Source organism: Pantoea sp. R13S299, from assembly GCF_048515925.1.
GTDB lineage: Bacteria > Pseudomonadota > Gammaproteobacteria > Enterobacterales > Enterobacteriaceae > Pantoea.
This window is the reverse complement of sequence record NZ_JBLYEF010000003.1, coordinates 246,257-271,834: the sequence shown is the minus strand read 5'-3', so window position 1 is coordinate 271,834 and position 25,578 is coordinate 246,257. Positions and strand designations below refer to the sequence as shown.

General features: G+C 56.9%; 25 protein-coding genes. 7 read left to right on the top strand and 18 right to left on the bottom strand.

The features are described 5' to 3' along the window. Nucleotides 1-31 precede the first annotated feature (31 nt). Nucleotides 32-559 carry a sterol desaturase family protein gene (locus tag ACN1CO_RS15625; protein ID WP_419139729.1) on the top strand — a complete coding sequence of 176 codons (528 nt, stop codon included), beginning with the start codon at nucleotides 32-34 and terminating at the stop codon, nucleotides 557-559. On the opposite strand, the gene crtB is transcribed toward ACN1CO_RS15625, so the two are convergent. The 6 genes from crtB to ACN1CO_RS15595 form a co-directional block, all read right to left on the bottom strand. Continuing rightward, on the bottom strand, nucleotides 498-1,427 hold the full coding sequence (crtB, locus tag ACN1CO_RS15620) for a 15-cis-phytoene synthase CrtB (protein ID WP_419139728.1): 930 nt from the start codon (nucleotides 1,425-1,427) through the stop codon (nucleotides 498-500). The genes ACN1CO_RS15625 and crtB overlap by 62 nt on opposite strands. Continuing rightward, nucleotides 1,424-2,902, bottom strand: coding sequence for a phytoene desaturase (locus ACN1CO_RS15615; protein WP_419139727.1), 1,479 nt, complete (start codon nucleotides 2,900-2,902; stop codon nucleotides 1,424-1,426). The genes crtB and ACN1CO_RS15615 overlap by 4 nt, the downstream gene beginning before the upstream one ends. After that, entirely contained in the window at nucleotides 2,899-4,059 is a 1,161-nt protein-coding gene (gene crtY, locus ACN1CO_RS15610; protein WP_419139726.1) for a lycopene beta-cyclase CrtY, read from the bottom strand. Before crtY ends, ACN1CO_RS15615 begins: the two co-directional genes overlap by 4 nt. Further along, a complete protein-coding gene (locus ACN1CO_RS15605) occupies nucleotides 4,046-5,341 on the bottom strand; it encodes a glycosyltransferase (RefSeq protein WP_419139725.1) in 1,296 nt (431 codons plus the stop codon). Before ACN1CO_RS15605 ends, crtY begins: the two co-directional genes overlap by 14 nt. Before the next feature lie 9 nt (nucleotides 5,342-5,350). Then, complete coding sequence (locus ACN1CO_RS15600) at nucleotides 5,351-6,259, bottom strand: polyprenyl synthetase family protein (RefSeq protein ID WP_419139987.1); 909 nt, start codon at nucleotides 6,257-6,259, stop codon at nucleotides 5,351-5,353. Between the two features lie 209 nt (nucleotides 6,260-6,468). Continuing rightward, entirely contained in the window at nucleotides 6,469-6,999 is a 531-nt protein-coding gene (locus ACN1CO_RS15595) for a YtfJ family protein (protein WP_419139986.1), read from the bottom strand. A gap of 173 nt (nucleotides 7,000-7,172) precedes the next feature. On the opposite strand from ACN1CO_RS15595, the gene ACN1CO_RS15590 reads away from it, so the two are divergent. Beyond that, on the top strand, nucleotides 7,173-7,400 hold the full coding sequence (locus ACN1CO_RS15590) for a hypothetical protein (RefSeq protein ID WP_179897987.1): 228 nt from the start codon (nucleotides 7,173-7,175) through the stop codon (nucleotides 7,398-7,400). A 42-nt stretch (nucleotides 7,401-7,442) separates the two neighbouring features. Here ACN1CO_RS15590 and ACN1CO_RS15585 read toward each other — a convergent pair whose 3' ends face one another. From ACN1CO_RS15585 to ACN1CO_RS15575, 3 genes are all read right to left on the bottom strand, one after another. Then, nucleotides 7,443-8,120, bottom strand: a complete 678-nt coding sequence (locus tag ACN1CO_RS15585) for a pirin family protein (RefSeq protein WP_419139724.1) — start codon at nucleotides 8,118-8,120, stop codon at nucleotides 7,443-7,445. Between the two features lie 126 nt (nucleotides 8,121-8,246). Continuing rightward, nucleotides 8,247-9,977 (bottom strand): DUF2534 family protein, encoded by a 1,731-nt coding sequence (locus ACN1CO_RS15580; protein WP_419139723.1) that lies wholly within the window; start codon nucleotides 9,975-9,977, stop codon nucleotides 8,247-8,249. A gap of 45 nt (nucleotides 9,978-10,022) precedes the next feature. Continuing rightward, complete coding sequence (locus ACN1CO_RS15575; RefSeq protein WP_419139722.1) at nucleotides 10,023-10,442, bottom strand: DUF2946 domain-containing protein; 420 nt, start codon at nucleotides 10,440-10,442, stop codon at nucleotides 10,023-10,025. 218 nt (nucleotides 10,443-10,660) lie between these two features. On the opposite strand from ACN1CO_RS15575, the gene ACN1CO_RS15570 reads away from it, so the two are divergent. Beyond that, nucleotides 10,661-11,599, top strand: coding sequence for a D-2-hydroxyacid dehydrogenase (locus ACN1CO_RS15570; protein WP_419139721.1), 939 nt, complete (start codon nucleotides 10,661-10,663; stop codon nucleotides 11,597-11,599). A 214-nt stretch (nucleotides 11,600-11,813) separates the two neighbouring features. Beyond that, nucleotides 11,814-12,755, top strand: a complete 942-nt coding sequence (locus tag ACN1CO_RS15565; RefSeq protein WP_419139720.1) for an Rpn family recombination-promoting nuclease/putative transposase — start codon at nucleotides 11,814-11,816, stop codon at nucleotides 12,753-12,755. A gap of 137 nt (nucleotides 12,756-12,892) precedes the next feature. On the opposite strand, the gene glsB is transcribed toward ACN1CO_RS15565, so the two are convergent. From glsB to fucO, 5 genes are all read right to left on the bottom strand, one after another. Continuing rightward, nucleotides 12,893-13,864, bottom strand: coding sequence for a glutaminase B (glsB, locus tag ACN1CO_RS15560; protein WP_419139719.1), 972 nt, complete (start codon nucleotides 13,862-13,864; stop codon nucleotides 12,893-12,895). A 26-nt stretch (nucleotides 13,865-13,890) separates the two neighbouring features. Beyond that, entirely contained in the window at nucleotides 13,891-15,090 is a 1,200-nt protein-coding gene (locus tag ACN1CO_RS15555; protein WP_419139718.1) for a CynX/NimT family MFS transporter, read from the bottom strand. A gap of 174 nt (nucleotides 15,091-15,264) precedes the next feature. Further along, entirely contained in the window at nucleotides 15,265-15,438 is a 174-nt protein-coding gene (locus ACN1CO_RS15550) for a hypothetical protein (protein WP_283544713.1), read from the bottom strand. Between the two features lie 104 nt (nucleotides 15,439-15,542). Continuing rightward, nucleotides 15,543-15,716: a GhoT/OrtT family toxin gene (locus ACN1CO_RS15545; RefSeq protein WP_008924737.1), complete on the bottom strand. Its 174-nt coding sequence runs from the start codon at nucleotides 15,714-15,716 to the stop codon at nucleotides 15,543-15,545. A gap of 313 nt (nucleotides 15,717-16,029) precedes the next feature. Further along, entirely contained in the window at nucleotides 16,030-17,178 is a 1,149-nt protein-coding gene (gene fucO / locus ACN1CO_RS15540) for a lactaldehyde reductase (protein ID WP_419139717.1), read from the bottom strand. Nucleotides 17,179-17,436: 258 nt separating this feature from the next. Between fucO and ACN1CO_RS15535 the strand changes: the two genes are divergently transcribed. Continuing rightward, on the top strand, nucleotides 17,437-19,074 hold the full coding sequence (locus tag ACN1CO_RS15535) for a dihydroxyacetone kinase subunit DhaK (protein WP_419139716.1): 1,638 nt from the start codon (nucleotides 17,437-17,439) through the stop codon (nucleotides 19,072-19,074). A 13-nt stretch (nucleotides 19,075-19,087) separates the two neighbouring features. Here the strand turns inward: ACN1CO_RS15535 and ACN1CO_RS15530 are convergent, their stop codons facing one another. Then, nucleotides 19,088-19,966 carry a LysR family transcriptional regulator gene (locus ACN1CO_RS15530; protein ID WP_419139715.1) on the bottom strand — a complete coding sequence of 293 codons (879 nt, stop codon included), beginning with the start codon at nucleotides 19,964-19,966 and terminating at the stop codon, nucleotides 19,088-19,090. A 254-nt stretch (nucleotides 19,967-20,220) separates the two neighbouring features. On the opposite strand from ACN1CO_RS15530, the gene ACN1CO_RS15525 reads away from it, so the two are divergent. Then, nucleotides 20,221-20,769, top strand: a complete 549-nt coding sequence (locus ACN1CO_RS15525) for a YbhB/YbcL family Raf kinase inhibitor-like protein (RefSeq protein WP_419139714.1) — start codon at nucleotides 20,221-20,223, stop codon at nucleotides 20,767-20,769. A 46-nt stretch (nucleotides 20,770-20,815) separates the two neighbouring features. On the opposite strand, the gene ACN1CO_RS15520 is transcribed toward ACN1CO_RS15525, so the two are convergent. Further along, nucleotides 20,816-21,682 carry an alpha/beta fold hydrolase gene (locus ACN1CO_RS15520; protein WP_419139713.1) on the bottom strand — a complete coding sequence of 289 codons (867 nt, stop codon included), beginning with the start codon at nucleotides 21,680-21,682 and terminating at the stop codon, nucleotides 20,816-20,818. A gap of 177 nt (nucleotides 21,683-21,859) precedes the next feature. Between ACN1CO_RS15520 and ACN1CO_RS15515 the strand changes: the two genes are divergently transcribed. After that, complete coding sequence (locus tag ACN1CO_RS15515) at nucleotides 21,860-22,447, top strand: CGNR zinc finger domain-containing protein (protein ID WP_419139712.1); 588 nt, start codon at nucleotides 21,860-21,862, stop codon at nucleotides 22,445-22,447. A 53-nt stretch (nucleotides 22,448-22,500) separates the two neighbouring features. On the opposite strand, the gene proP is transcribed toward ACN1CO_RS15515, so the two are convergent. Together proP and ACN1CO_RS15505 are read right to left on the bottom strand one after the other, a co-directional pair. After that, a complete protein-coding gene (proP, locus tag ACN1CO_RS15510) occupies nucleotides 22,501-23,967 on the bottom strand; it encodes a glycine betaine/L-proline transporter ProP (protein WP_419139711.1) in 1,467 nt (488 codons plus the stop codon). 294 nt (nucleotides 23,968-24,261) lie between these two features. Further along, nucleotides 24,262-25,455: an aminotransferase class I/II-fold pyridoxal phosphate-dependent enzyme gene (locus ACN1CO_RS15505; protein WP_419139710.1), complete on the bottom strand. Its 1,194-nt coding sequence runs from the start codon at nucleotides 25,453-25,455 to the stop codon at nucleotides 24,262-24,264. Nucleotides 25,456-25,578: the final 123 nt, after the last annotated feature.

Sequence of the window (25,578 nt, the reverse complement as noted above, 5' to 3'; positions counted from 1 at the left end):
CACTTTGCAGGATGCATGTTCGGGAGAAACTATGTTGTGGATTTGGAATGCCCTGATTGTTCTGGTCACCGTTATCGGTATGGAGATAACGGCTGCACTGGCGCACAAATATATTATGCATGGCTGGGGTTGGGGCTGGCATCTGTCACATCATGAACCGCATAAAGGCTGGTTTGAGGTTAACGACCTCTACGCCGTCGTCTTCGCCTGCCTGTCGATTTTGCTTATTTATCTGGGCAGCACCGGTGTCTGGCCGTTGCAGTGGATCGGCGCAGGGATGACGCTCTACGGCCTGCTCTATTTCATTGTCCATGACGGTCTGGTCCATCAGCGCTGGCCCTTCCGCTATGTTCCGCGCCGGGGTTATCTGCGCCGACTCTATATGGCGCACCGCCTGCATCATGCGGTACGGGGCAAAGAGGATTGTGTATCGTTTGGTTTCCTCTATGCGCCGCCGCTATCAAAACTGCAGGCGACGCTACGGGAACGTCACGGTGTCAAACGGGGCGCTGCCAGAGGTAAGCAGGGCGTGGAGAGTGACGCGCCATCCGGGAAGTAACCGCCTGACCCGATGCTGCCATCAGCATGGCCAGTTTCTCTGGCGTGCTGGTGGACTGGCGTTTATCCCACGCCTGTGAACCCGCCTGAATCACCTTCATACCAATCTTGCGATAGACCTGCTTTGCCGTCGCAATCGCCCACGCCGAGCGCAGCGGTAAACCCGGCAGGCCCGCCGATGCTGAATGGTAATAAGGCTCGGCCGTCTCCACCAGACGACGCGCAACGCGGCTGAGCGCCTGGCGATTTTGCGGGGCGGCCAGCGTCTCTCGCGTCAGTCCCTCTTCAGCCAACCACTCTGCGGGCAGATAACAGCGTCCCGCTTCAGCATCTTCAACGATATCACGCGCAATGTTAGTCAGCTGAAACGCCAGGCCGAGATCGCAGGCACGATCCAGTGTGGCGTTGTCGCGCACGCCCATAATCTGCGCCATCATCAGACCCACCACGCCCGCCACGTGGTAGCAGTAGCGCAGCGTATCATCCAGTGTCTGATAGCGGGTCTCCTGCACATCCATCGCAAAGCCCGCCAGATGATCAAAGGCGTAAGCCGGCAGAATGTCGTGCGCCATCGCCACCTCCTGAAAGGCTGCAAAGGCAGGCTCATGCATCTGCGAACCGGCATAGGCCTGACGCGTTTTCATCTCCAGCTGCGTCAGGCGCTGTTCGGCGGATTGCAGCGAGGGCGTATCGTTGCTGAATCCCAGTACCTGATCGTCGATCACATCATCACAGTGACGACACCAGGAGTAGAGCATCAGCACACTGCGTCGGGTTTTGGCATCAAACAGCTTCGATGCAGTGGCGAAGCTTTTCGAACCCACTTCCATGGTTTCGACGGCATGATCGAGCAGTGACGGACTATTCAAGCCAGATCCTCCAGCATCAATCCTGCGGTGGCTTTGGCTGACCCGATCACGCCGGGAATACCCGCGCCCGGATGGGTGCCTGCACCGACCAGATAGAGATTATTAATGTTCTTGTCGCGGTTGTGCGGCCGGAACCAGGCGCTTTGCGTCAGGATCGGCTCCACCGAGAATGCCGAACCCTGATAGGCGTTCAGCTCATCGCGGAAATCAAACGGCGTGAAGATGCGATGCGTCACCAGCTGGCTGCGCAGGCCCGGCATATAGTGCTGTTCCAGATAGTCGAAGATGCGATCGCGCAGACGCGGACCTTCAACGGCCCAGTCGATATCGGCGGTGCCGAGATGCGGCACCGGTGCCAGCACGTAATAACTGCCGCAGCCTTCGGGCGCCAGTGAGGGATCGGTTACGCAGGGCGCATGCAGATAGAGCGAGAAATCTTCTGCCAGGGCGTCTTTATTAAAGATCTCATCAATTAACTCGCGGTAGCGCGGACCAAAGCAGACCGTGTGGTGTGCCAGCTGATCGTGATGATGATTCAGGCCGAAATAGATCACGAACAGCGAGTTGCTCATGCGCTTGTTCTGCAGAGATTTTCCCTGCGCCATCGAGGCCGGATGCTGGCTCAGCAGCTCGCGGTAGGTGTGAACCACATCCGCGTTAGAGGCAACTGCGCGGGTCGGGAAGACCCGGCCATCTTCCAGATGCACGGCGGTGATTTTATTTTCCAGCGTCTCCAGCCGGGCAACGCTGGCATTCAGCTCCACTTCGCCGCCCAGATCCTCGAACAGTTTCACCATGCCCCGTACCAGCGCGCCTGTGCCGCCACGCGGGAACCAGACGCCCCATTCGCGTTCCAGCGCATGAATCAGGGTATAAATTGACGAGGTGGCAAACGGATTTCCGCCCACCAGCAGCGAGTGGAAAGAGAACGCCTGACGCAGATGTTCATCTTCAATGTAGCTCGCCACTTTGCTGTAGACACTACGCCACGCCTGCAGTTTTGCCAGCTGCGGTGCGGCACGCAGCATGTCGCGGAATGAAAGAAACGGCACGGTGCCGAGCTTCAGATAACCTTCCGCAAAAACCGCGCGCGAATAATCCAGGAAGCGACGATAGCCTTCAACGTCACGCGGGTTAAACTCGGCAATCTGCGCTTCCAGCGCGGGCTGATCATTGTCATAACTGAACACCTTGCCGGACTCCCAGCAAAGGCGATAAAACGGTTTCACCGGCATCAGCTCGACATAGTCCGAGAGCTTTTTGCCCGACAGGGTGAACAGCTCTTCAATGGCGCTGGGATCGGTGATCACCGTCGGACCGGCATCAAAGATATAGCCCTGCTCCTCATAAACGTATGCCCGGCCGCCAGGCTTATCACGCTGCTCCAGCAGACGGGTTGGAATACCTGACGCCTGAAGGCGGATTGCCAGAGCCAGACCACCAAAGCCTGCGCCAATTACCGTAGTTCTATTCATTGCATCGCCTGTTGACGGTGAGGAGTCATAATAGCCTGTAACGCCGCCAGTACGGGAACTGGTGGCTTGCCGCTCAGGATACGCAGCCGATCAGGCAAAGTGAGTTTTCCCGCATAAAAACGGGCGATCAGACCTTCGGGAAGGCCGTAAAAACGTTGCATCACCTGCCAGCGCTGGTCAGCCGGACCGGCCAGAAACAGCATCCGGTTCAGCATGCGAAAGAAGCGCTGCTGCTGCCAGGTCTGTGAGGCAAATTGCGCAATGGTGGCGTGCAGCGTTTCAGAGGTAAACGTCTGCATCTGCGCCAGCCGGTCAGCCAGCGCGACCGCCAGCGGCAGTGAGTAGCCGGTGGTGGGATGGAATAACCCGGCACGCAGGCCGCTGCAGGGTAAATCGCGTTTCTGCCAGAAGGTATCAACGTCGCCAGTTAGCGTAATCGGCAATGCGCCTTGCTCTTCGCGCAGCAGCCGCTTTAATTGCCAGCCCTGCTGCGCGGCATAGTCACGGATATTCTGACGGGCGCGATCGCCTTCCAGCGTGGCGTTGTCAATATAGTGGGTATCTTCAATCAGCAGCGTATCGGCTGAAAAGGGCAGGCTGTAGACAAATCGATAGCCTGCCTGCTGATCCACCGTCGCGTCCATAATGATTGGCGCAGTCAGGCCGTGTGGCGCACTGAGCTGCCACTCCTGCCCGACAAAAGACTGAAAGCCCATGCGCAGCGCGGTATCAGGCTGGTAGCCACGACCATCGATCACCGCGTCCGTTTCCAGTACCCGGCCATCCTCCAGCGTGACTGAACGTGAAGCGATGCTCGCCACTCTGGTGTTCAGCAACAGATCCGGTGCAAACCGGTCGCGGATGACCTGCGCGAAGCGTTCTGCGGTTACGCAGAAATAGCCACTGTTCAGGCTGCGACTGCGTTGCGGAAAACGCACCTCATAACCAGGCCAGTGATGAACTACCAGCGGGGCGATCCAGTGATGCTGCGTTTCAGTGAGATCTTCCGCATGAAACGACCAGGTGTGATGTGCGCCCGGCTCACTTTCGGCATCAATCAGCAGAATGCGCAGGGAAGGCCGCTGCTGACGCAGCCGCAGGGCTATTAACCCGTTCGCCAGACCTGCACCCACCAGAATCAGATCATACCGCAGCATAATCTCTCCTGGTGATGACCGGTTTGCGGGTCAGCATCGCCTGTTCGACGATGTCCGCCGCAAGGGTTGTTCCGCCCGCCTGCCGAAGCGCGGTGCGCAGCGTTTTCATCTGCTGACCGTAGCGCTCATCAGCCAGCAGGGTCTGGAGCTGGCGGGCCATCGAGTGGCTGGTAGAAAAGCGTGAAGCACGACGTCCGATTCCGTGCCAGACCACTCTGGCTGCGACGCCCGGCTGGTCAAAGGCTAATGGAATCGCCAGCAGCGGCGTCAGATGGTTAACCGCATCCAGCACGGTATTCATGCCGCCGTGGGTGATCGCCAGATCGGCCTGCGCCAGTGCAGCGGCCTGGTCGGCAAAATCGACCACCTGAACATGGCTGACCTGCGCCAGTTTCTCCGCCTGAAACGGTGACAGTCGACCGCAATGCGCCAGCAATAGCTGCGCGTCGATCTCCTGGCAGGCACGGACGATGGTTTTAAACAGGCCGTAGCGATGACCCTGCAGCGTGCCGAGTGAAGCAAAAATACGCGGTCTGTCGCCATGCGGAAAATAGCGTGGCGGCGACGCAGATGATGACGATTCCGCAGCGCGCAACGGGCCAACCGAATGGAAATGATCGGGCAGCGCCTGGCGGGGAAAATCGAGTTCCGGTATCAGCTGGCTGATCTGTGCCAGCGGTGAAAAACAGTGATGCAGCTTTTCACGTGGTGCTAATCCCATTGCGTGGGCGTTGCGGGCGATCACCCGATCGTGACGACGCATCAGCCAGTCATAGATTTTTTCACTGGTGCGATAACGATCGCGCGCCTGGTCGCTGCTGCCATATTCAAACGGCATCACGGCCAGCGGGAAATCCGCCTCACGGTTCAGCGGCAGCGCGCAGGCTACCGACACAAAAGGCAGGTTCAGCGACTCTGCCGCCAGTGCACCGGCAGGCTCCATCTGATCGACAATCACACCCTCGATCGCCAGGGTGTTGAGCACCACCGGCAGTTCGCGACAGAGCATATCGGTGCTGCGGGCCATCTCATTAATCAGCTTCAGCATTGACGGGCCAAGAGGATGCGCCGCCAGCTGCAGGGTATGCGCCAGACTACCGGCCGGATGGGAGGCTAAGCCCAGCGGGAAGAAGCCAATCCGCTTGTCGGTGAGTAGCGCGCTGACGTCCGTCTGCTGAATAAAAGTAATCTGGTGTCCGCGTGCGATTAAGGCCTGGCTAAGATGCTGAAGCGCCTGCACATGGCTGTAGAAGGGCGGTGCAATGACCGCGAAGTGGCTCATGCAGCATCCTTAACTGGCGGCAGCGAGTTTTTTCTCAAACCAGGCCTGAACAAAATGATGAGTGGCATAACCGTCCTGGCATGCTGAGAGCAGATGCTCACTGGCGCAGCGCAGATGATCGCGCAGTCGCATTTCAACCGCCTGTGGACCGAGCAGATTCACCAGCGTCGACTTTCCATCATCCTGATGGGCATCTTTGCCGGTATCGGCCATGCCGTCGGTGAGATCGTCCAGCAGCTGGAAAGCCTGACCGAGATTCAGCGAAAACCGATGCAGCTGTTCGCGGGCTTCTTTCGGGGCTTCCGCCACAATAGAGGCCATCTGCATGGAGGCGCAGAACAGGGTGCTGGTTTTATAGTGATTGGTCATCAGAATGGCGTCGGCGCTGCGTGGTTTATCGCCTTCTGAGAGATCTTTAAACTGGCCCTGCACCAGTCCCTGCATTCCGACCGCGTGAGATAACTCTGCGACCGCGTCTGCTCTGGCGGCGGCGGTTAAGCCTTCTGCCATGGCGACCACGCCGAATGCCTTACTCAGCAGGGCGACTGCGGCCAGAATCGCCACATGTTCGCCATACTGGCAGTGGATGGTTGGACGTCCGCGACGCAACTGCGCATCATCCATGCAGGGCATGTCATCCAGAATCAGGGAGGCGGCGTGCACCATCTCCACCGCACAGGCGAGATCAAGCAGCCCGGCAGGTGTGGCGTTGCAGCCGAGATCGCGCGCAGCCAGCAACAGCAGCAGCGGGCGGATACGCTTTCCCGGTGCCAGCGCACCGTCGCGCATTGCAGCGCCCACTAAGTCACGTTCACTTTCAACCGGTAAAAGCTGATCAAGCCGTTGCTCAATGTCGTTCAACAGGCTGGCTGCATCACTGGGGTTGAAACTGACGTGTTGTTCTGCACAGACCGTCATCATGGCTGTCCTTATCTACAGAGGAAGTCACAGCAGGTCGAAATTCTTCGATGCCATCTTCAATAATCGTCCCCGACTGCCACAGCATAGTTGGCAGGTTTTCAAAGAACGGCGGGTAATTCCATTACAACTAAGCGTAGTCCACGGTGTTAAAAATGTCGGCAAATTCAGCAGCATTCCGCGTTTTGCAGAAGGCCATTCTGCCTGAATCAGCCGAGTAATGCGCGCAGCGCTTTCATCACGCTGGCGACATCGTCGTCAGATAATGCGCCATCTTTAGCGAAGCGCACAATCCCTTCCGGATCAATGACCACGACGGATGCGCTTTCCGGCTGAAGATGCCAGCTGTGAGCCGTGACGTCGCTGCTGTCGATAATGAATTGCTGCCATGGGTCAGCCTTTTTACTGGAGGCGATGCTGCGCACCACAAAAATGGCACTGCCGGGCAGGGCATCGTCAGTATTGACGATAGTGGTGGTCTGGAATCGGTCGCGCGGCAGACTGGCCTGCTGAATGGCTTTGATAAGGGGTTCGCTCTGATCTTTGGCAGAAAGACGGCCCGCCACATGAATGACCAGACGCACTTTTCCGGTCAGTGTCTGACTGTTCCAGCGCTGATAATTGATGTCGCCCTGATTCAGCACCATTTCGCCTTTGTCGGCAACATAGACAGGCGGGACAGGCTGGCCTGGGGTCAGTGTGTGAGCAGTGACAAAGCCGGAAAACAGCAGGGCAATCATCAATCCATAATGGCGCACAGGTTCCTCACTTCTTTTCTCAGTTTACGTCAGGCGAGGCGAGCTATCTCATCAGCAGGCAGAAGATTAGTACCACATCTATGTTTCAGATCAATAAAAGCATTTAAGAACTGGACTGAAAATACGGGAGAGAATTTGTTTACAGGAGGTGTGAAATGAGTACAGCACTGATGACGTTACCTGAATTTGCCCGTTATATCGGGATCGCCACACCGACGCTGGCGCGCGCCTTTTGCTGCCGGGGATCGCTGGCGGGTGTGCCGCTGCCACAGGCGCTGGATAATGCACCGCTGACGCAACGCCACTGGCTGCGCGACGATGTCCGTCAGTTTGATCATGCCTATAAACGGGTTCAGGCGATGCAGCAGCGTAAAACGCTTTAAAGCGCCCATCAAAAGAAAAGCGCGGGATTATCCCGCGCTTTGTTATGCAAAATTATCAGGCTTCACCAGGAAGCAAACCAGATTGGCATCCCGATCGCCCACGATCTCAATGCTGGTATCCAGCCCGCTGACGGCATCACCGCGACCCAGCCGATGATCGCCGACGCGAATAATCCCTTCAAGCACGGTGAGATAAGCGACAAAGCCCGGCATCGACGGCACGTCGAGCGTATGGTTGCGCTCCAGCAGCGTGTCGTAGACATAAACGTCCTGACGCAGTTCCAGCGGGGCATCAGACTCTTCCGGCCCGGCCAGTTCGGTCCAGCCATTGGCCATAATGCCCTGATCGCGCTCCAGCACCTGGGTCATCGCTTCACCGCCAGGCTGTGAAGGTCGGATAACCGCCTGCAACAGCTCCGCTTCAAACAACGGCACCGTCTCTTCGTACTGAACGCCATCACCTGCATTCACTACCATCACCCGCTTTGCAGAAAGCTGGGTACGCTCGCCGTTGCTATCCTGATGCTGCATCGAACCACGCCACAGATAAGTGAAGACTTCTTCATCCTGATGCTGCTGCATTGGGATCCGGGCATCGAGTTTCAGCGACATGAGGTCAACACTGACCAGCGGGCTTAAGGCCTCACCAGGTCGCTGGCGACGGACGGTAAAAGGACCGTACTCAAACAGTTGTTCAGGATTCGCTCGCACAATGTTCATGATTAGCTCTTAAATAAAGTGACTGATAACAACGATCATAGACGTCAGGCGGAGAAAGAGAAGCCGGGAGATTTGCCCGGCTTCGTCAGTTATTTTGATTAATGCACTGTTCGCCGTGCGGGCAGCTTACTTGCCCTGTTCGTCGCTCTCACCCAGGAAGAAATACCAGAGTGGAATCGACAACAGCCCGGTGAAGACCGTGGAGTAAAGCAGGATCATCATCGCCTGGGTGATATACATGGTCAGCGACCAGTGGCTGAAGGGGATCTGATACTGATCGATTACGCCACCAATCATCGCATTGGCCATCACCGTAATGACAATCAGCGCCAGCACCGTCACGCTGCGCAGAAAATAACGCATCTCTTTGCGTTTACCGGCAAAGCGCGACTGAACGATAGCCAGCGGCGACTGCTTATCCGGCGCGATTTCAACCCGGACGACCGACGCGCGCTGCGCGCTGCGCCAGCGCTGAATATCCAGCAGTATCAGCACTATCAGGCTGACACCCATCACGGGCAGGGCATAGCCTAGCGCCAGTATCACGATCAGGCTGGTGCCCTGCGCATAGCGCGGCAGTGCCAGCCAGGCGGATAACAGCGTCTGCGATGGGTTGAGCTGCGGAACCGCCGGGCGGCGTATCCACCACATGCGGTAGCCCAGCACAATCATCGTGCAGAGACCCAGGCCGAATAGCGCCAGAATCAGCTGGTTAGGCAGGCCAAACAGCACGCCCATATGCGCATCCACGCCCCAGCGGGTTAGTTTCGCCACCAGCGGGAAGCTGGCGAACTCAACGCGATCCACCACGCTGAAATCAACCGGATTGATTGATACCGCATCGACCTGGCTCGGCCAGCTACGATCAATTTCTGAAACCGTCCACGCCTGTTCAGCGTTCTTAGGCTGGCGCAGCTCCAGTTTTGTGGCGTGCAGTCCGGCCTGACGTGCCGCCGCCAGTGCCTGATCCCAGCTCGCATTCGGCTGATTCAGGATCACCGGCGCCGCGGTTTTCGCGGGCATGGTCATCCCGGACATCGTCATCCCTTCCATCGCACCGCGATGATCAGCATGCGGGTCGGCGGCTTCGGCAGGCGCGTTACCGTTCAGTGCCGTGTTGACTTGCGGCGTTGTCCAGCCGAAGTCGCTGCGCATCTTATCGATGTTGTTGCCTGCCCACTGCGACCAGGTCAGTCCGGTGACTGAGAAGAACACCAGCCCGATAGCCAGCAGCAGACCCAGCGTGACATGCCAGTGACGCGTGGCTAAAAAGCCGCTGCGCGCTTTCTTACGGGCGCGGGGCGTGCGGGTTCCGGCCCATAAAACGATCCCACCCAGCGCGGCGACCCACAGCCACGAAGCCGCCAGTTCACTGTAGTTACGGCCAACATCGCCCAGCAGCAGACCGCGATGCAGCTGATCCAGCCACATGCGCAGCGGCAACACGCCGCTGGTGCCATACACCGTCATATCGCCTTTCACCTGCAGGGTGTAGGGATCGATAAACAGCGAGCGCGACTCAGATGGACCCAATTGCGGCTCAGCGAACTGCACCCGGGTCGTATCCTGCGGGCCCGGCGCGGGACGCACGGCGTAAATGCGTGCGGTTTCACCGGCCCGGGCTCGGGCAGCGGCAATCTGGGCTGACAGCGGTTGTGCCAAACCCTGCGCGTCAGTGGTCAGGGCATCGTGGTAAATCGCCTGTTCCAGTTGCGGCGTCAGAACGTAGAGCGTCCCGGTGAGGGCGGCGACAAAAATAAACGGCGCAATGAACAGGCCAATATAAAAATGCAGGCGGCGAAACAGATTAAAAACGGTGCCGCGTGGTGCAGGGGAGATTTCCCGATTAGAGGACATAGCATTCCACACTTTTCAAAAGACAAAGGCGATCAGGTGACGTTGTCACGTAATCGAATCAGTTAGCAGTGAGTGTGACGCAAAACAGGGTGGCGCACGCGGTCGGTGAAGGCGCAACAAGCGTCGCCATTGAGGCGGATTAATGGCACAAGGCGGCGGGGCGCGGCTGATCAGGCACATCCACCAGATGAATGGGATAAACACCCAGAGCATCAGCGGCACATGCACCAGTAAATCGCAGTAGCCACAGGCGAAGCCCGAACCCATCATCATCCCATGATCCGCCATCGACATCTCGCTGTGATGATCCATCATCGGCATCTCTGCGTTCATGGCAGAGGCGTCTTGCATCATGGCGCGATGTTCAGCCAGATTCTTCGAGATCATCGGCGCAACAAACAACAGCAGCACGGCCAGTATCGCAATACCGGCAGTGAGTCGTTGTCTGATGAAGGATCTCTGCATTATTTCAACGGGCGCAAGGGGTCAGAATTCAGGGCGGCAGTGTAACGCGAAGGGGGTAAAAGGGTTAAATAAAGTGGCATCTGTTCCGAAAAAATTCGCACTCTTTGAACATATTCACTTTAATTTCAGCATCATTTAACTTAACCGTTACCCACAGAACACATACAAATAACATTAATGATTCGGCTGCGTTTAAACCGAACCCAAAAGGACTGAGAATGAAAATTGTAATGCTGGATGGTGACACGCTGCCGGTATCCCTGCCGACCGGACAGCAGAATGCTGAATGGGAGATTCGCGCACAGACGTCGGTCAGTGACATCGTATTGGCGCTTACGGGCGCGACTGTCGCTATCACCAATAAGGTGCCGCTGCGTGCTGAGACCCTGGAGCAGCTACCCGAACTGCGCTTTATCTGTGTCGCGGCGACAGGTTATGACTGTATTGACCTGGACGCCTGTCGCGCCCGCGGCATCGTGGTCAGCAATGTGCCTGGCTACTCAACCCAGAGCGTGTCAGAGGCTGTCATCGCAGCGATTTTTGTCCTGCGCCGTCAGTTGCTGGCTTATGCGAGCACTACCCGCAACGACTGGCCGCAGGCTCAGCACTTCTGTCTGCATCGTCAGCCGATAGCGGACATTGGCGGCGCCACACTCGGTATCGCGGGCAAAGGTGATATCGGTCTGGCGGTTGGCAAACTGGCAAAGGCCCTGGGAATGCAGGTGCAGTACGCCGAGCGCAAAGGCAGTGACAGCGTGCGTGAAGGCTATGTCAGTTTTGAACAGATGCTCGTGACCAGCGACATTATTTCGCTGCACTGTCCGCTAAGCGACAGCACTCGTCAGATGATCGACCGCGAGGCGCTGGAGAGAATGAAACCGCATGCGCTGCTGATCAATACCGCGCGCGGCGGACTGATTAACGAGGCCGACCTCGCTGACGCGATAAAGCAGGGGCAGATTGGGGGCGCGGCGCTGGATGTGCTGAGCAGCGAACCGCCCGCAATTGATAACCCGCTGCTGGCTGAGCTGCCCAATCTGCTGCTGACGCCGCATATCGCCTGGGCGAGTCGTAGTGGCGTGGATAATCTGGTGACGGGTGTGATGGCCAACATCGCGGCGTTTATTCAGGGCGAGCCGGTTAATGTGGTGAGCTAAGCTGGGCGGAATGGCCCTTTAAGGTACCGCTCGCGTTGATATTCAGAGCCATCTCGTAGAATTCAGGGATAGAGTTTTACGGGGTTTAATAATCAGGATATTAGTTTCGTTTTATTCATCAGTACGTTCAACGTGCATGCGCGACAGGATTAGCGCCTTTTACTGGCTGAATCAGCCGTTGTCAGCGCTTCAGGAACAGAAAGGATTCTGGTCAGTGAAAAAGAACAACAGCACGCCCACGCCTCATGATGCGACATTCCGGCAATTTCTGACACAGCCTGATATTGCCCGTGATTTCATGGCGTTGCATCTGCCGCCAGAGCTGCGCGAACGTTGTGATCTCAGCACGCTAAAGCTGGAGTCGGGGTCGTTTGTCGAGGATGACCTTCGTCAGTACTTCAGCGATGTGCTTTACAGTCTTAAAGCGATCGGTGGCGATGGATATATCCATGTACTCATTGAGCATCAGTCATCACCTGACAAACACATGGCATTTCGGCTGATGCGCTATGCAGTGGCTGCCATGCAGCGCCATCTTGAAGCGGGGCATAAGAGATTGCCGCTGGTGATACCCATACTGTTTTACGCGGGCAGACGCACTCCCTATCCTTATTCGACCCGATGGCTGGATGAGTTCGACGACCCGGTGCTGGCGGACAGGCTTTACAGCCACAGTTTTCCGCTGGTCGATGTCACGGTGATTCCTGACGATGAGATCATGCAACACCGCAGTATGGCGGCTCTCACCCTGTTGCAGAAGCATATCCGGCAGAGGGATCTTGCTGAACTGATGGACAGGCTGGTATCCATTTTGATGGCAGGCGATCACTCTTCATCACAGGTGATATCACTGGTAAACTACATTGTGCAGGCGGGCGAAGCATCAGACGCCAAAACCTTTGTACGCGAGCTGGCACAGCGTGTGCCACAACATGGGAAATCACTTATGACTATCGCACAACAGCTTGAGCAGATAGGGCTTGAGAAAGGCATTGAGCAGGGTATTGAGAAAGGCCTTGAACAGGGACGAAAAGAAGGGATTCTCGGAGCGAGCCTGAAAATTGCCCGCACCATGCTGAAGAGTGGGATGGATCGCAATACCGTTATGCAGATGACCGGTCTTACTGAAGATGAGCTGGCACAGATTGCGCACTAAGACATTTTTGAGCGCTGATCAGCGCTGACGAGCCAAATCGCCAGCGCACTGCACTGAAAACATAAAATCAGCTTGCCGGAATCACAGGAACCCTATCGCTTTTTATCACGGCGAGCCTGTTACTGGCGCGCTCATAATCAAAATATCGATCGCCCCAGCTTGTCGGTCAGCAATTCCAGCACAGCGGTTCCGGCCAGCGAATTACCTGCGCTGTCCAGCCCGGGTGACCAGACGGCGATGCTCATCTCGCCAGGAATAATGGCAATAATCCCGCCACCCACACCTGACTTAGCCGGCATGCCGACACGCCATGCAAACTCACCTGCGCCATCGTACATCCCGCTGGTGATCATCAGCGCGTTAATCTGCCGCGCCTGACGCGGCGTGATCATCTGGCTGCCATCCAGCGTTTTGCCCTGATTCGCCAGATAGACAAACGTGCGGGCCAGCTCAACGCAGTTCATCGACAGCGAGCAATAGTGGAAATAGGTCTGCATCACGCTGGTGACATCGTTATCGAAATTACCAAACGACTTCATCAGCCAGGCGATGGCGGCATTGCGGGCAGAGTGTTCAAACTCCGAGCGGGCAACGTGGCGATCATAATTGATATCGGGCTGCTGGCTCAGCTGACGCACAATTTCCAGCATTCGCTGACGCGGCGCGGTCAGTCGGGTTTCCAGCAGATCGCAAATCACCAGCGCACCGGCGTTAATAAATGGATTTCGCGGCTTGCCCTGTTCCAGCTCCAGCTGCACCAGCGAATTAAAGGGCTGGCCTGACGGCTCTTTGCCGACCCGCTGCCAGATTTCGCTGTCCTCATAGCGCGTCAGTGCCACGGTCAGTGACAGTGCTTTGGAGATCGACTGAATCGAAAATCGCGTCTCCGCATCACCCGCCTGAAAGAGCGTGCCGTCACGCAGGCAAACCGCAATCGCCAGATTGTCGGCTGCCACATCCGCCAGCGCAGGGATATAGTTAGCCACCTTTCCCTGATGGACCAGCGGACGCACCTGGTCCAGGATCGCCTGCAGCAAAGCATTATTCAGTTCAGACACGCACCTTCTCCCGTCGATTCTCGCTGTCCGCTTCCGCGACCGGCGAGTCATTAATTGTTAGCGGCTGGGCCGCAAGTTCAGCTGATAGGTTTTGACTGTGCTGCCAGCGGAGCCAGCAGCATCTGCAACAGGCTCAGCAGTGCCAGTACGCTGAAGGGCAGCGTCCAGTTACCGCTCTGTTCATGCAGCACGCCAAAGAACAGGGGGCCGAGTGCCGCCAGCGCATAACCCACACACTGCGCCATGCCCGATAGTTGCGAGGCCTGGCGATGATGGGTGGCTCGCAGATTAAACAGCGAGAGGCAGAGCACCAGCGATGCGCCTGCGCCCAGTCCGGCCAGTGTCAGCCAGATGGCGGCCCACTGCGGATTAAGCAGCAGACCCAACATGCCGAGGAAAATACCTGATGAGGCAATAAATGCGGTGAGTCGGGCATCTTTGACCCGCTTCAGCGCCACCATACAGCCCAGGTTAGCGACAATCGCAATCGCCTGATACCAGAACAGCAGCCAGCCCGCGCTGGCCTGACTGAAACCATTATCCTGAGCAAACACGGTAAACCAGTCGATCAGGGTATAAAACGCCAGCGATTGCAGCGCCATAAACAGCGCGATCTGCCAGCCACCCACCGAACGCCACGGATGACGATGAGTAACAGTCGCGTCGGCGGGTGCTAAGGTTGGCTGCCGCTGACGTAACAGCGGCAGCCAGGCAAGCAGCGCAAGCAGCGCCGGAATCGCCCAGACCACCAGCGAGAGTCGCCAGCCCGCGGTGGATAGCTGACTCAGCGGCACGGCAATGCCTGAAGCCAGACTGGCGGTAATCGACATGGTGGCGGCATACAGGCCAATATATTTGGCGGTGTGGGCGGTGAAATCGCGTTTGATCAGTGGCGGCAGCAGTACGTTGGCGGCGGCGATGCCTGCACTGAGCAGCAGCGTTCCGCCCCAAAACGCCGCTTCAGCCGGCTGCCAGCGCAACAGCGAACCAGCCGTGATCAGGCACAGCGCGCCCCATAAAGTGCGCTCCAGCCCGATGCGATTTCCCAGCCAGGCGGCGGGCGGAGCGAGCAGGGCAAACAGCATCAGGGGAATAAAATTAAATAGTCCCGCTTCACCGGCGCTGAGGCCAAAGGTCGCGCGGATATCCTGCAGGACCGGACCTGCGACGGTAATCGGCGCACGAAGATTAGCCGCAGTGAGCAGCAGGACGAATAAAAAAAACGTGGCGCTGGAAAACGCAGCGAGAGGTTTAGCTGGGTGTTGTACAGGCATCATGGCAGGGATCATCACAGGCAGCAGGGCTGCGGGGGCGTTGCTTGACGTTAACGCTTACGCATCAGAATTGATGTCTGGGCGCTACTTTACTGACCGGTCAGCAGAGTGTAAAGCCTTGTTATGCGATGAAATAGCGCAAATGCGATCTCGCAGCACAGTTGATCGTTTTACCGATCAATGGAATTCAGGTTCCGGGAAGTGACCGCAGTCATTCTGGCTGGGATTGGTGCCGGGCTGGCAGGTCTGCTGACGGGTTTCGGCCGCCGGGACCGGTTTTTCAGCGTGCCATGGGGCGGCACTGCAGGCACTCAGAAGAGAAACCAGAATCATCACACTGACAACGCGCATAGCCGCTCCTTATTAACCGTCATGAACAAGGTCACGTCGGTGATCGGCGGTTTGCAGGTCAGGGACGTCTTACCTGAGTGTGGTCGCTAAGGAGATTCTGTCAATTAAAACAGCGCAAACATCAGCGCGACAGGAAAACTCATCGGCCAGGTCGCACCCACTAAAAAGGCGCTCAGCAGTTTGATACTCAGCTTATCTTTGGCGATGAAGAACGTGATCAGCGTAGCGACCAGTGCAACAACGGCATAGAAAATGAGCATACCCTGGTACAGTGTCATCGTGATCTCCGCAGCGTCATTAAGGTTTTCGCTGCGCATGATGCGGATTTTTGTGATCCAGATCAAGAGGATCGGGGTTTAGGATCTAAAGAAATCATGGGTTAAGCCCCCGATTCGCTCTCTGAACTGCACTATCAGAGCGGGCGATTTCAGGCTGAAACCGGGCAATAAAACGGCCGCTAAAACCTTTGCTGACACCGCCGGTGCATCCGTAAAAATGCTGGCGAATACTGCCCGATTATTGATTCGCAGGACGTAAAAAAGCCCGCCAGCATGGGCGGGCAAGAGTTCACAGCGCAAAAAAGGGTGTGATTTAACTCTGACGGTACAGCGCCATCACTTCTTCCAGGTCAGGCGTGCGTGGGTTGCCGCCAGTGCAGACGTCATCCAGCGCCGCCTGCGCCAGTGCAGGGATATCCGCTTCCTGCAAGCCCACCTCACGCAAGGAACGCGGAATGCCCACATCGCGACAGAGCTGCCGAACCGCGGTGACCGCCGCTTCCCGCGCCTGATCCAGTGACAGGGTATCGACCTGTTTCACACCCATGGCGCGGGCGATATCACGATATTTTTCGCCTGTGCAGGAGGCATTCCACGCCATCACCTGCGGCAGCAGAATGGCATTCGCGACACCATGCGGAACGTTATAAAACGCACCCAGCGGATGTGCCATGCCATGCACCAGACCGAGACCGACATTAGAGAAGCCCATTCCGGCGACATACTGTCCCAGCGCCATCTGCTCAACTGCCTCAATATTTCCCGCCACTGATTCGCGTAGCGACTGGCTGATAATCTCAATGGCTTTGAGGTGCAGCATATCGGTCAGCGTCCAGGCTCCCCGCGTAATATAGCCTTCAATCGCATGGGTCAGGGCATCAATGCCAGTGGCGGCTTTCAGCGATGCAGGCATGCTCGCCATCATCTCCGCATCAATAATGGCCACTTTCGGAATGTCATGGGGATCGACACAGACAAACTTGCGGCGATTCTCTTCGTCGGTAATCACATAGTTGATGGTGACTTCTGCAGCAGTGCCCGCGGTGGTCGGAATCGCAATAATCGGCACACACGGATGGCGGGTTGGGGAGACGCCTTCCAGGCTGCGCACATCTTCAAATTCAGGGTTATTAATAATAATGCCGATCGCTTTGCTGGTGTCCTGTGGTGAGCCGCCGCCGATGGCGATAAGGTAGTCGGCCCCTGACTGTCTGAACACCGCAACGCCCTGTTGCACAACCCGGATGGTGGGATTCGGGACCACCTCGTCATAAACCGCCCACTTCAGCTGGTGCTTATCCAGCAGTTCGGTCACCCGCTTCAGCGCACCCGCCGCAACCAGCGCTTTGTCCGTGACGATCAGCGCTTTTCGCATCCCACGTCGCGCGACTTCTTCGGGCAAATGACGTAAAGCACCGGCGCCAAACCAGGCGGTTTCATTGAGAATCATACGTTGGGTCATCAAAACATCCTCTGTTAATAAATGAATTTTTACCATCCGTGATTCCCGCATCTGCTTCTGCGCAGAAGCTCTCAGTTCCGGGTAAAGACAGTTGATAAAAATCAATCAATTAGTGAAAAATGGTGTGCCTGAACCAGCCGTTTTTGTGCGGGAGGTCGCACATCAGACGCATAGCCGTGTCGGGGGGTTTCTCTCTAACGCCACAGGTATGCAACACTGCTTCATCAGAAAACCTGCACGCCCATGAGGAATGAAGACATGACCCGATTCGTAATGAATAAAAAGGATGATCTCGTCGACAGCGCGCTGAATGGCATGATTTACGCCAGCCCGTGGCGCAATCTGGTACGACTGCAGGTCGATCCACACATTCGCATCGTGATGCGCAAGGACTGGAATAAACAGCAGGTTGCGCTGATCTCCGGTGGCGGTTCAGGTCATGAGCCGGCGCATGTCGGCTTTATCGGCAAAGGGATGCTGACGGCGGCCGTCTGTGGCGATGTGTTTGCTTCTCCCAGCGTGGACGCGGTTTATAACGCCATCATCAACCTGACCGGTGAGGCGGGATGTCTGCTGATTGTCAAAAACTATACCGGCGATCGGCTCAACTTTGGGCTGGCGGCAGAAAAAGCCCGTAAAGCAGGGTTCAGCGTCAATATGGTGATTGTCGGTGACGATGTTGCGCTGCCCGATAATACTCAGCCACGCGGCGTAGCGGGCACCTTGCTGGTGCATAAAGTGGCGGGCTTCGTCGCTGAACGTGGTGATGATCTGGCGGCAGTGACCGGGGCAGCAGAGGCCGCCAGTCGTGCAATCGCCACCATGGGCGTTGCGCTCTCAAGCTGCCATCTGCCGGATGAACAGACCGGCCAGCGCGTCCCGGACGGCAGCGTTGAAATGGGGCTGGGGATCCACGGCGAGCCGGGTGTTGATGTAATGCAGACGCAGAACAGTCAGCAGATTGTGCAGCATTTGCTGGAGAAGGTGATGCCAGGCAACGACCAGCCACGCGTACTGCTGGTGAATAATCTGGGCGGGATGTCGGCGCTGGAGATGAGTCTGGTCACGCGGGATCTGATTGAGTCGCCTCTCAGTCGTGGCAGTGATTATCTCATTGGCCCGGCTCCGCTAATGACCGCGCTGGACATGAAAGGCTTTTCCGTCACCTGCATGACGCTGAAACCGCTGTTTGAAGAGGCGATCTGCGCGCCGGTTGAGGTCTCAGGCTGGGTTCCGGCGGTGAAAATCACGCCGCTTCAACCTGTCAACGCGGCCAAAGAGGCAACAGCGCATCCGGCACAACCCTCCGAAAACCCGACAGTGGCTGCCTATGTTAACCGCATCTGTGAGACGCTAATCGCCAGCGAAAGTGAGCTGAACAAACTGGATGCTCAGGTCGGCGATGGCGATACCGGTTCGACCTTCGCAGCTGGCGCTCGCCAGATCCAGCGCGAATGTGCTGATAAGAAACTGCCGTTGAATGCCTTACCCGATCTGCTTGCGGTGACGGGTGAACGACTGGCGACGGTGATGGGTGGCTCCAGCGGCGTGCTGATGGCGATCTTTTTCACGGCTGCCGCGCAGCAGCTGGCCGAAGGTGGCGCGCTGCCCGAAGCCCTGCAACAGGGTCTGGAAAAGATGAAGCAGTATGGCGGGGCACAACCCGGCGATCGTACGCTGATCGATGCGCTGCAACCGGCTATCGATGCGCTGGTGGCGGGTCAATCGCTGGCAGAGGCGGCTGATGCGGCGCAGCAGGGTAGTGACGCGACCGCCAGCATGGGGAAAGCCAGGGCAGGACGCTCATCCTATCTTAACAGTGCTAACCTCAACGGCGTGCCCGATCCGGGTGCCGTCGCGGTCGCCAGAGTCTTTGCGGCATTAAACCAGCTTTAAGCTGTAAGGCACATTACGGCGCTAAACGCGTCTGTAAAAAGGCCAGTAACTGGCGGTTTACCTCGCTGCGCTGACGGTGCTGCGGATAAACCGCATTCAGGGAGAGCGGTGGCGGCTGGCAACCGTCCAGCACCGTCACCAGCTCACCCCGTTCCAGTGCGGTCTCAACAATAAAGGCGGGTAACAACACCAGTCCTAAACCCGCCAGTGCCGCATCACGCAGCACTTCGCCGTTGTTGCTCACCATCGGCCCCTGAACCGCCAGCCATTTCGCTTTACCATTAACCTGCAATTCCCAGCCATTCTGACCTTCACGTCCGTAACGCAGACAGGCGTGTTGCAATAACTCATCCGGATGTTGCGGCGTGCCAGCCCGTTTCAGGTAGTCAGGACTGCAGCAGATCACCCGCTTCAGTTCGCCCAGCGGGCGGGCAATCAGCGTGGAATCTGCGAGCGTGCCGATGCGAATTGCCATATCCACGCCTTCACCAATCACATCGACATAGCGGTCGGCCAGCTCAATCTGAAATTGCAGCGCCGGATGGTGGCTCAGGAATTCGGCGATCAGCGGCGACAGGTGGCTCATACCAAATGACATCGGCAGATTTATGCGGAAAGTGCCGCGCAGCGCCTGCTGCTGCTCCGACACCGCCAGTTCCGCTTCCTGTATCTCATCCAGAATACGCTGGGCATGCTGCGCAAACAGCAGCCCCGCATCGGTCACTGACAGCTTGCGGGTATTACGAATCAGCAGTCGGGCCCCTAATGACGCTTCCAGCGCGGCCATGCGGCGGCTGACATACTGTTTCGATAACATCAGTTGCTCCGCCGCTGCAGTAAAGTTGCCAGCATGCATCACGGCGACGTAAATCCGGAGATCTTCAATCTGCATAGTGTCCACTTATCGGTGACAGTGACGGGGATTCAGGCGATATTTCAGCTACAGGCGTTAACTTATATCGGGTAATGAGCGACAGGGCAACGCATCAGCTGCCTGTGCCCGCGCGACGGAGATCATAGATTTGCCGTTCCGCTGCCATTTAAAAGGCAGGCTGCCGGGTCAATTGCGCTAAAGCCGTTATAGTAAGCAGGCAGTGACGTAATGCGTCTGGAAAATTTCCGGGATAATCTGATAAGGAGTGGCTGGTGAAAAAATTACTCTGTGCGACGGTGCTGGCCGTTTTGCCCATGACTACCCTGGCGGCGTCGGTATTTACGCTGCAATCACAGGACTTCAGCGATAACGCGCTGCTGGATAAAAAGTTTGCCGGTGCCAATAAAAGTAATCCTTCCTGTACCGGCGAGAATATATCTCCCGAATTGAACTGGTCGGCGACCCCAGCGGGTACGCGCAGTCTGGCGCTGCTGATGACCGATCCGGTCGGGGCGAAAGGGCTGGGCGTCACGCACATGGTGGCCTATAACATCCCGGCCACCCGCTCGTCGTTTTCGCAGGGTGCGCTGACGCAGGGCAAGGACTATACCGGCGGAAAAAATACGCCAGGCACGTTGCACTATTACGGGCCGTGCCCGCCAGCAGGCAGTGGACTGCATCACTATAATTTTGTACTGATCGCCACCGATTTACCGGTGGGCCAGCTGAAAGCCGGACTAACCCAGGCAGAGTTGGTGGCACAGCTGAAAGGTCATGCGCTGGGCGCGGCCAGCACGGTTGGCCGCTTCAGCAACGAATAATCTACAGGTTTGCAGAGGCAGTTAGCCTGCCTCTGCGCGCTGTGGCTCAGTCGCCACTGAACATCTCACGGATGCGCGACGCAATATGATCGGTGTGCGTCTCCAGCGCGAAGTGGCCGCTATCCAGCATCTCAACCACCGCCTGCGGATTATCGCGCTGCCAGGCCACTGCGCCCGGTGGAATAAAGAACGGATCGTTCTTGCCCCAGATCACCAGCGTCGGGACCCGCTGCTGACGGAAGAACGCCTGAAATTCCGGATAGCGTTTCAGGTTACTGGCGTAATCGAGAAACAGGGCCTGCTGAATATCTTTATTGCCCGGACGCTCCATCAGTAGCGTGTCCAGCGTATACGTTTCAGGGGCGATCTGCTGCGGATCGCTGACGCCATGCAGATACTGCCACTTCACGCCTTCCTCCGTCAGTATCGCGTCGCGAATCACCTGACCGTTTGCCTCGCTGGGGTCCGCCCAGTAAGCGCGAACCGGTGCCCACGCTTCTCCTAATCCCTCCAGATAGGCGTTACCGTTCTGCGATATCAGCCCGCTGACGCGATCCGGATAGGCCAGCGCCAGCCGCAGGCCTGCCGGTGCGCCATAGTCAAAAACATACATCGCATAACGTTCCAGCCCCAGTGCATCGACAAAGGCGGTCAGCGTCTGGCCGAGCGCGTCAAAGGTCCAGGAGTAGTTGCGCTCAGCGGGGACTTCAGTGAAACCAAAGCCCGGCATATCAGGGGCAATGAGATGAAATTTATCAGCCAGAAGCGGGATCAGATTGCGGAACTGATGTGAAGAGGTGGGGAAACCGTGCAGTAGCAGTAGCACGGGCAGAGAGGGATCGCCGGCTTCGCGGTAGAAAATATTGACGCCGTCGGCCTGCTGGTAGCGGTAAGAAAGTGATTGTGCACTCATGCTGGATTCCTGTAACTGGTTAAAATGATTTTAAGGGGTTACCTGAAGCCAATTATGCCGCGATAATGTAACCTGTCAAATGAATTTATAACGGTTACAGAAGTGTGGTGTAACTACTCAATTACTTTTTTATCGGTTACAGTAGCAGCGGCAGACTTTAACGGGAGGGGCATTAAAATGGCGGACACGCAATCGCAGAGCGCACAGGGGCCGTGGTTTCTGGCCGATCATCCGGCGCTGGATTTCATCAACACTGAGGCCCTTGTCGAGGGTCAGCCGCACGATTTCTGGCAAACCGATCAGGATGTTGAAACGTGGCTGCAACAGGCCGGGCTGGCAGCAGACGGCCCGGTGCTGCAGCATGAAGCCGGCGCGCTGTTGCAGGCCGCACGTCGGTTACGTCAGATCATCCGTGACAATGTGCAGCAGCATAAAACGGGTGAGGGCCTCGATATTCAGGCCCTGAATGACTGGCTGGTCGAAGCAACCAGCCATCTGCAACTGACCGGAGAGCCAGGGGCGTTACAGATGAGGCGGGTCTATGCGGGCCAGAGCGTGATGCAGCAACTGGGACAGGTGGCAGAACAGGCCGCGATGCTGCTGGCGCAGGAGGATTTCAGCAGAGTCCGCCCCTGTGAACATCCCGCCTGTACCCTGTGGTTTTACGATCGCACCAAAGCCCATCGCCGCCGCTGGTGCAGTATGGCGCTGTGTGGCAATCGGGCGAAAGTTGCGCGTTTCCGGGCAGTTAAATCAGGTGGGTAGAGAGTCCGCGTGACAGATAGAAAAACACCCTGCAGAGCAGGGTGTCAGGTGAGTTATTTCGCGGCTGTCGCGGCAGGCTTGTGCCGTTTACGCAGCTTGTCGATGAGGCGATGCGCTTCCGCTTTGGTCGCTACCGCAGGTGATGAACCGGTCAGCGGCTGCTTCGCCGTTTCACGAACCGTCAGGATAGTCAGCAGGCCAATCACGCCCGCGCCCATCATATAGTAAGCCGGCATCATATTGTTTTTGGTGGTATCCACCAGCCACGCGGTAATCAGCGGCGTCGTACCACCAAACAGCGAAACCGACAGGTTGAAGCCGATGGCCAGCGCACTGTAACGGATATCGGTGGTAAACAGAGCCGGCAGCGTCGAAGGCATGGTGCCGCTGAAGCAGGTGTGCAACACACCCAGAATCATCAGGCCGCCAAAGACCGCCCACATATTACCTGACCCGATTAGCATAAAGCTCGGAATGGCCAGCAGGATCAGACCCACCGCACCAAAAGCAATCACCGGACGACGACCAATGCGGTCAGTCCAGCGACCCCACAGCAGCGTCAGCGGCATCATCACAAACATCGCCACCATCACCAGCAGCAGACCACTTAACTCTGGCAGACCCAGCACGCCGGTCAGATAGCTCGGCATATACGACGTCAGCATGTAGTTTGAGACGTTAAACAGCAGCACCAGACCGATACACTTCATCATCGGCGCGCGGTATTTGCTCAGCATCTGCATCAGTGTCAGACGCGGTTTGCTCTGCTCCAGCGCCTCCTGTTTTTCCATGTGCTGCTGGAATGCCGGCGTCTCTTCCAGCTTCAGTCGCACATAGAGACCAAACAGCCCCAGCGGCGCGGCGATAAAGAACGGTACGCGCCAGCCCCACGACATCATGGCCTCATTGGACATCACGGTCGTCATTATCGTTACCAGGCCAGCACCCATCAGATAACCGCCGATGGTACCGAACTCCAGGAAGCTGCCCATGAAGCCACGGCGTTTATCAGTAGAGTACTCTGCGATAAAGGTCGCGGCACCGCCATATTCACCGCCGGTCGAGAAGCCCTGAATCAGACGTGCCGCCAGCAGCAGAATGGGTGCCAAAATCCCGATGGAGGAATAGGCCGGAATGAGACCGATACAGAATGTCCCGATCGACATCATGATCATCGTCATCGCCAGCACTTTCTGTCGGCCGATGCGGTCACCCAGCGGGCCAAACACCAGGCCACCAATCGGACGCACCAGGAAGGCCGCCGCGAACGTACCAAAGGTGGCGATCAGCTGCACCGCGGTGTTGGCATCCGGGAAGAAGACTTTGCCGATGATCACGGCGAGATAGCTGTAGACGCCAAAGTCGAACCATTCCATCGCATTACCTAACGCCGCTGCGCCAACCGCACGCTTCAGCATGTCGTTATCGATCACGGTAATGTCGTCGACAGTCAGCTCTTTAGGCTTCCTGTTCCAGAAATGTTTCTTTGGGTGTTCAGACGATGAGTTTCTGGTGTCCATAATCTCCTCAGGTGCATCAATGAAGGAGTCTTATAGCTTTCGCAGCCGCAAACAATGTTCAGAAGAAACCGTGGAAATGAAAGCTATAAGAAGCCGAATAAGTGTTAAGTGAAGCGGCAAAAACCGCAGCCGCTAAACCATAGACCACGATTGTAAGGTTTTGCAAGTATTCAGCCGAAATAACTGGCTTTCCTGACAAAACCAGCACGGCACTCTGGCTCATGACTGCTTACGCCCACAAACATTTGGAAATATTGTGTGTTTTTCGCCTTTGTTGTCGCTGGTACTGATCCTTCAGGACGACGTGCGCGAGGGTAACAAATTCAGTTCTTCGATGCGGTCCAGCGCCTGCAATAATTGCTCCGTCCCGACGGTCAGGCTGATACGAATATAATTCTCTCCCGCTGCGCCAAAACCGTGACCCGGTGCCACCAGCAGATGACATGCCTCCATTAACAGGGCGGCGAACTGTTTGCCGGTGAAACCGGGTGGCGCGGTCAGCCAGAGGAAAAAAGTCCCCTGACGGGTGCGAACTGGCCAGTGCATAGCTGCCAGCCTGGCTAAAACTAACCTGCGCCGCTGGTGGTAACGCTCTGCCAGCGATGCGAATTGCTCAGCAGGCAGCGACAACGCAGTGATAGCAGCATCCTGCACCGCGCCAAAAACCGTGCTGTAACTGTGCGTATGCAGTTTTTTAAACGCTGCAATCAGTGAGGCGTTGCCCACCGCAAAACCTACACGCCAGCCAGCCATGACTGCGCTTTTCGACAGGGTATAAATCTCCACGCCCCATTCTTTGCCGTCGGGTTGAGCCAGCAGACTCACCGGCTGCTCGCCCGACTCACAGCCCAGGGTGGCGTAGGCGAAGTCATTAATGAGCGGAATATGATGCTGCCGGGCAAAGGCCAGCGCATCAGCGAAAAGCGCGGGTGTCGCCAGTGCGCCCGTGGGATTGTGGGGATAATTGAGCAGCAGCAGGCCGGCTCGTGCGGCAATCTCATCCGGCACCCGACTGAAATCAGGCAGGAATTCATTGTGTGCCTCCAGCGGAATGCCATAAAAATCGGCACCGGCCTGACGGGCTGCTGAGCGATAGAGTGGATAACAGGGATCGGTGGAGATCAACACCTGTCCTGGATTGAGCAGGGCACGGGGAAAGCCAGTGACGCCAATGTGCGCGCCCTGAAACAGCGCGACTTCGGTCTCGGGGTCGAGTGTGACGCCATAGTGACGCTGATAAAAGTCGGCGATAGCGCGGCGCAGCGCGGGTTTGCCCCAGAAGGAGGGATATTCATGATTTTCTGGCTGCGCCGCCGCAGCCTGTAAAGAGGCGATGACCGCAGGCGGCGTCGGCTGACGTGGACTGCCCGAGGAGAGATCGATCAGCGGTAAGGTCGACTGATCCAGCCGGGCTGCTTGCTTTTCCAGAATGCTGAAGAGATTCTCTTCCAGCCCCGCGACCAACTCTGAAGCTGCAAACTTCACCATATATTTTCCGCAATAAAAGTATGAAGCGGAAAAGAATGACACAGCCGGGATTCATTTCTTTAGCAGAAATAACGCTGTCCTATGCCACTAAATCAATATTCTGCCAGTGACTATCGTTAGCAT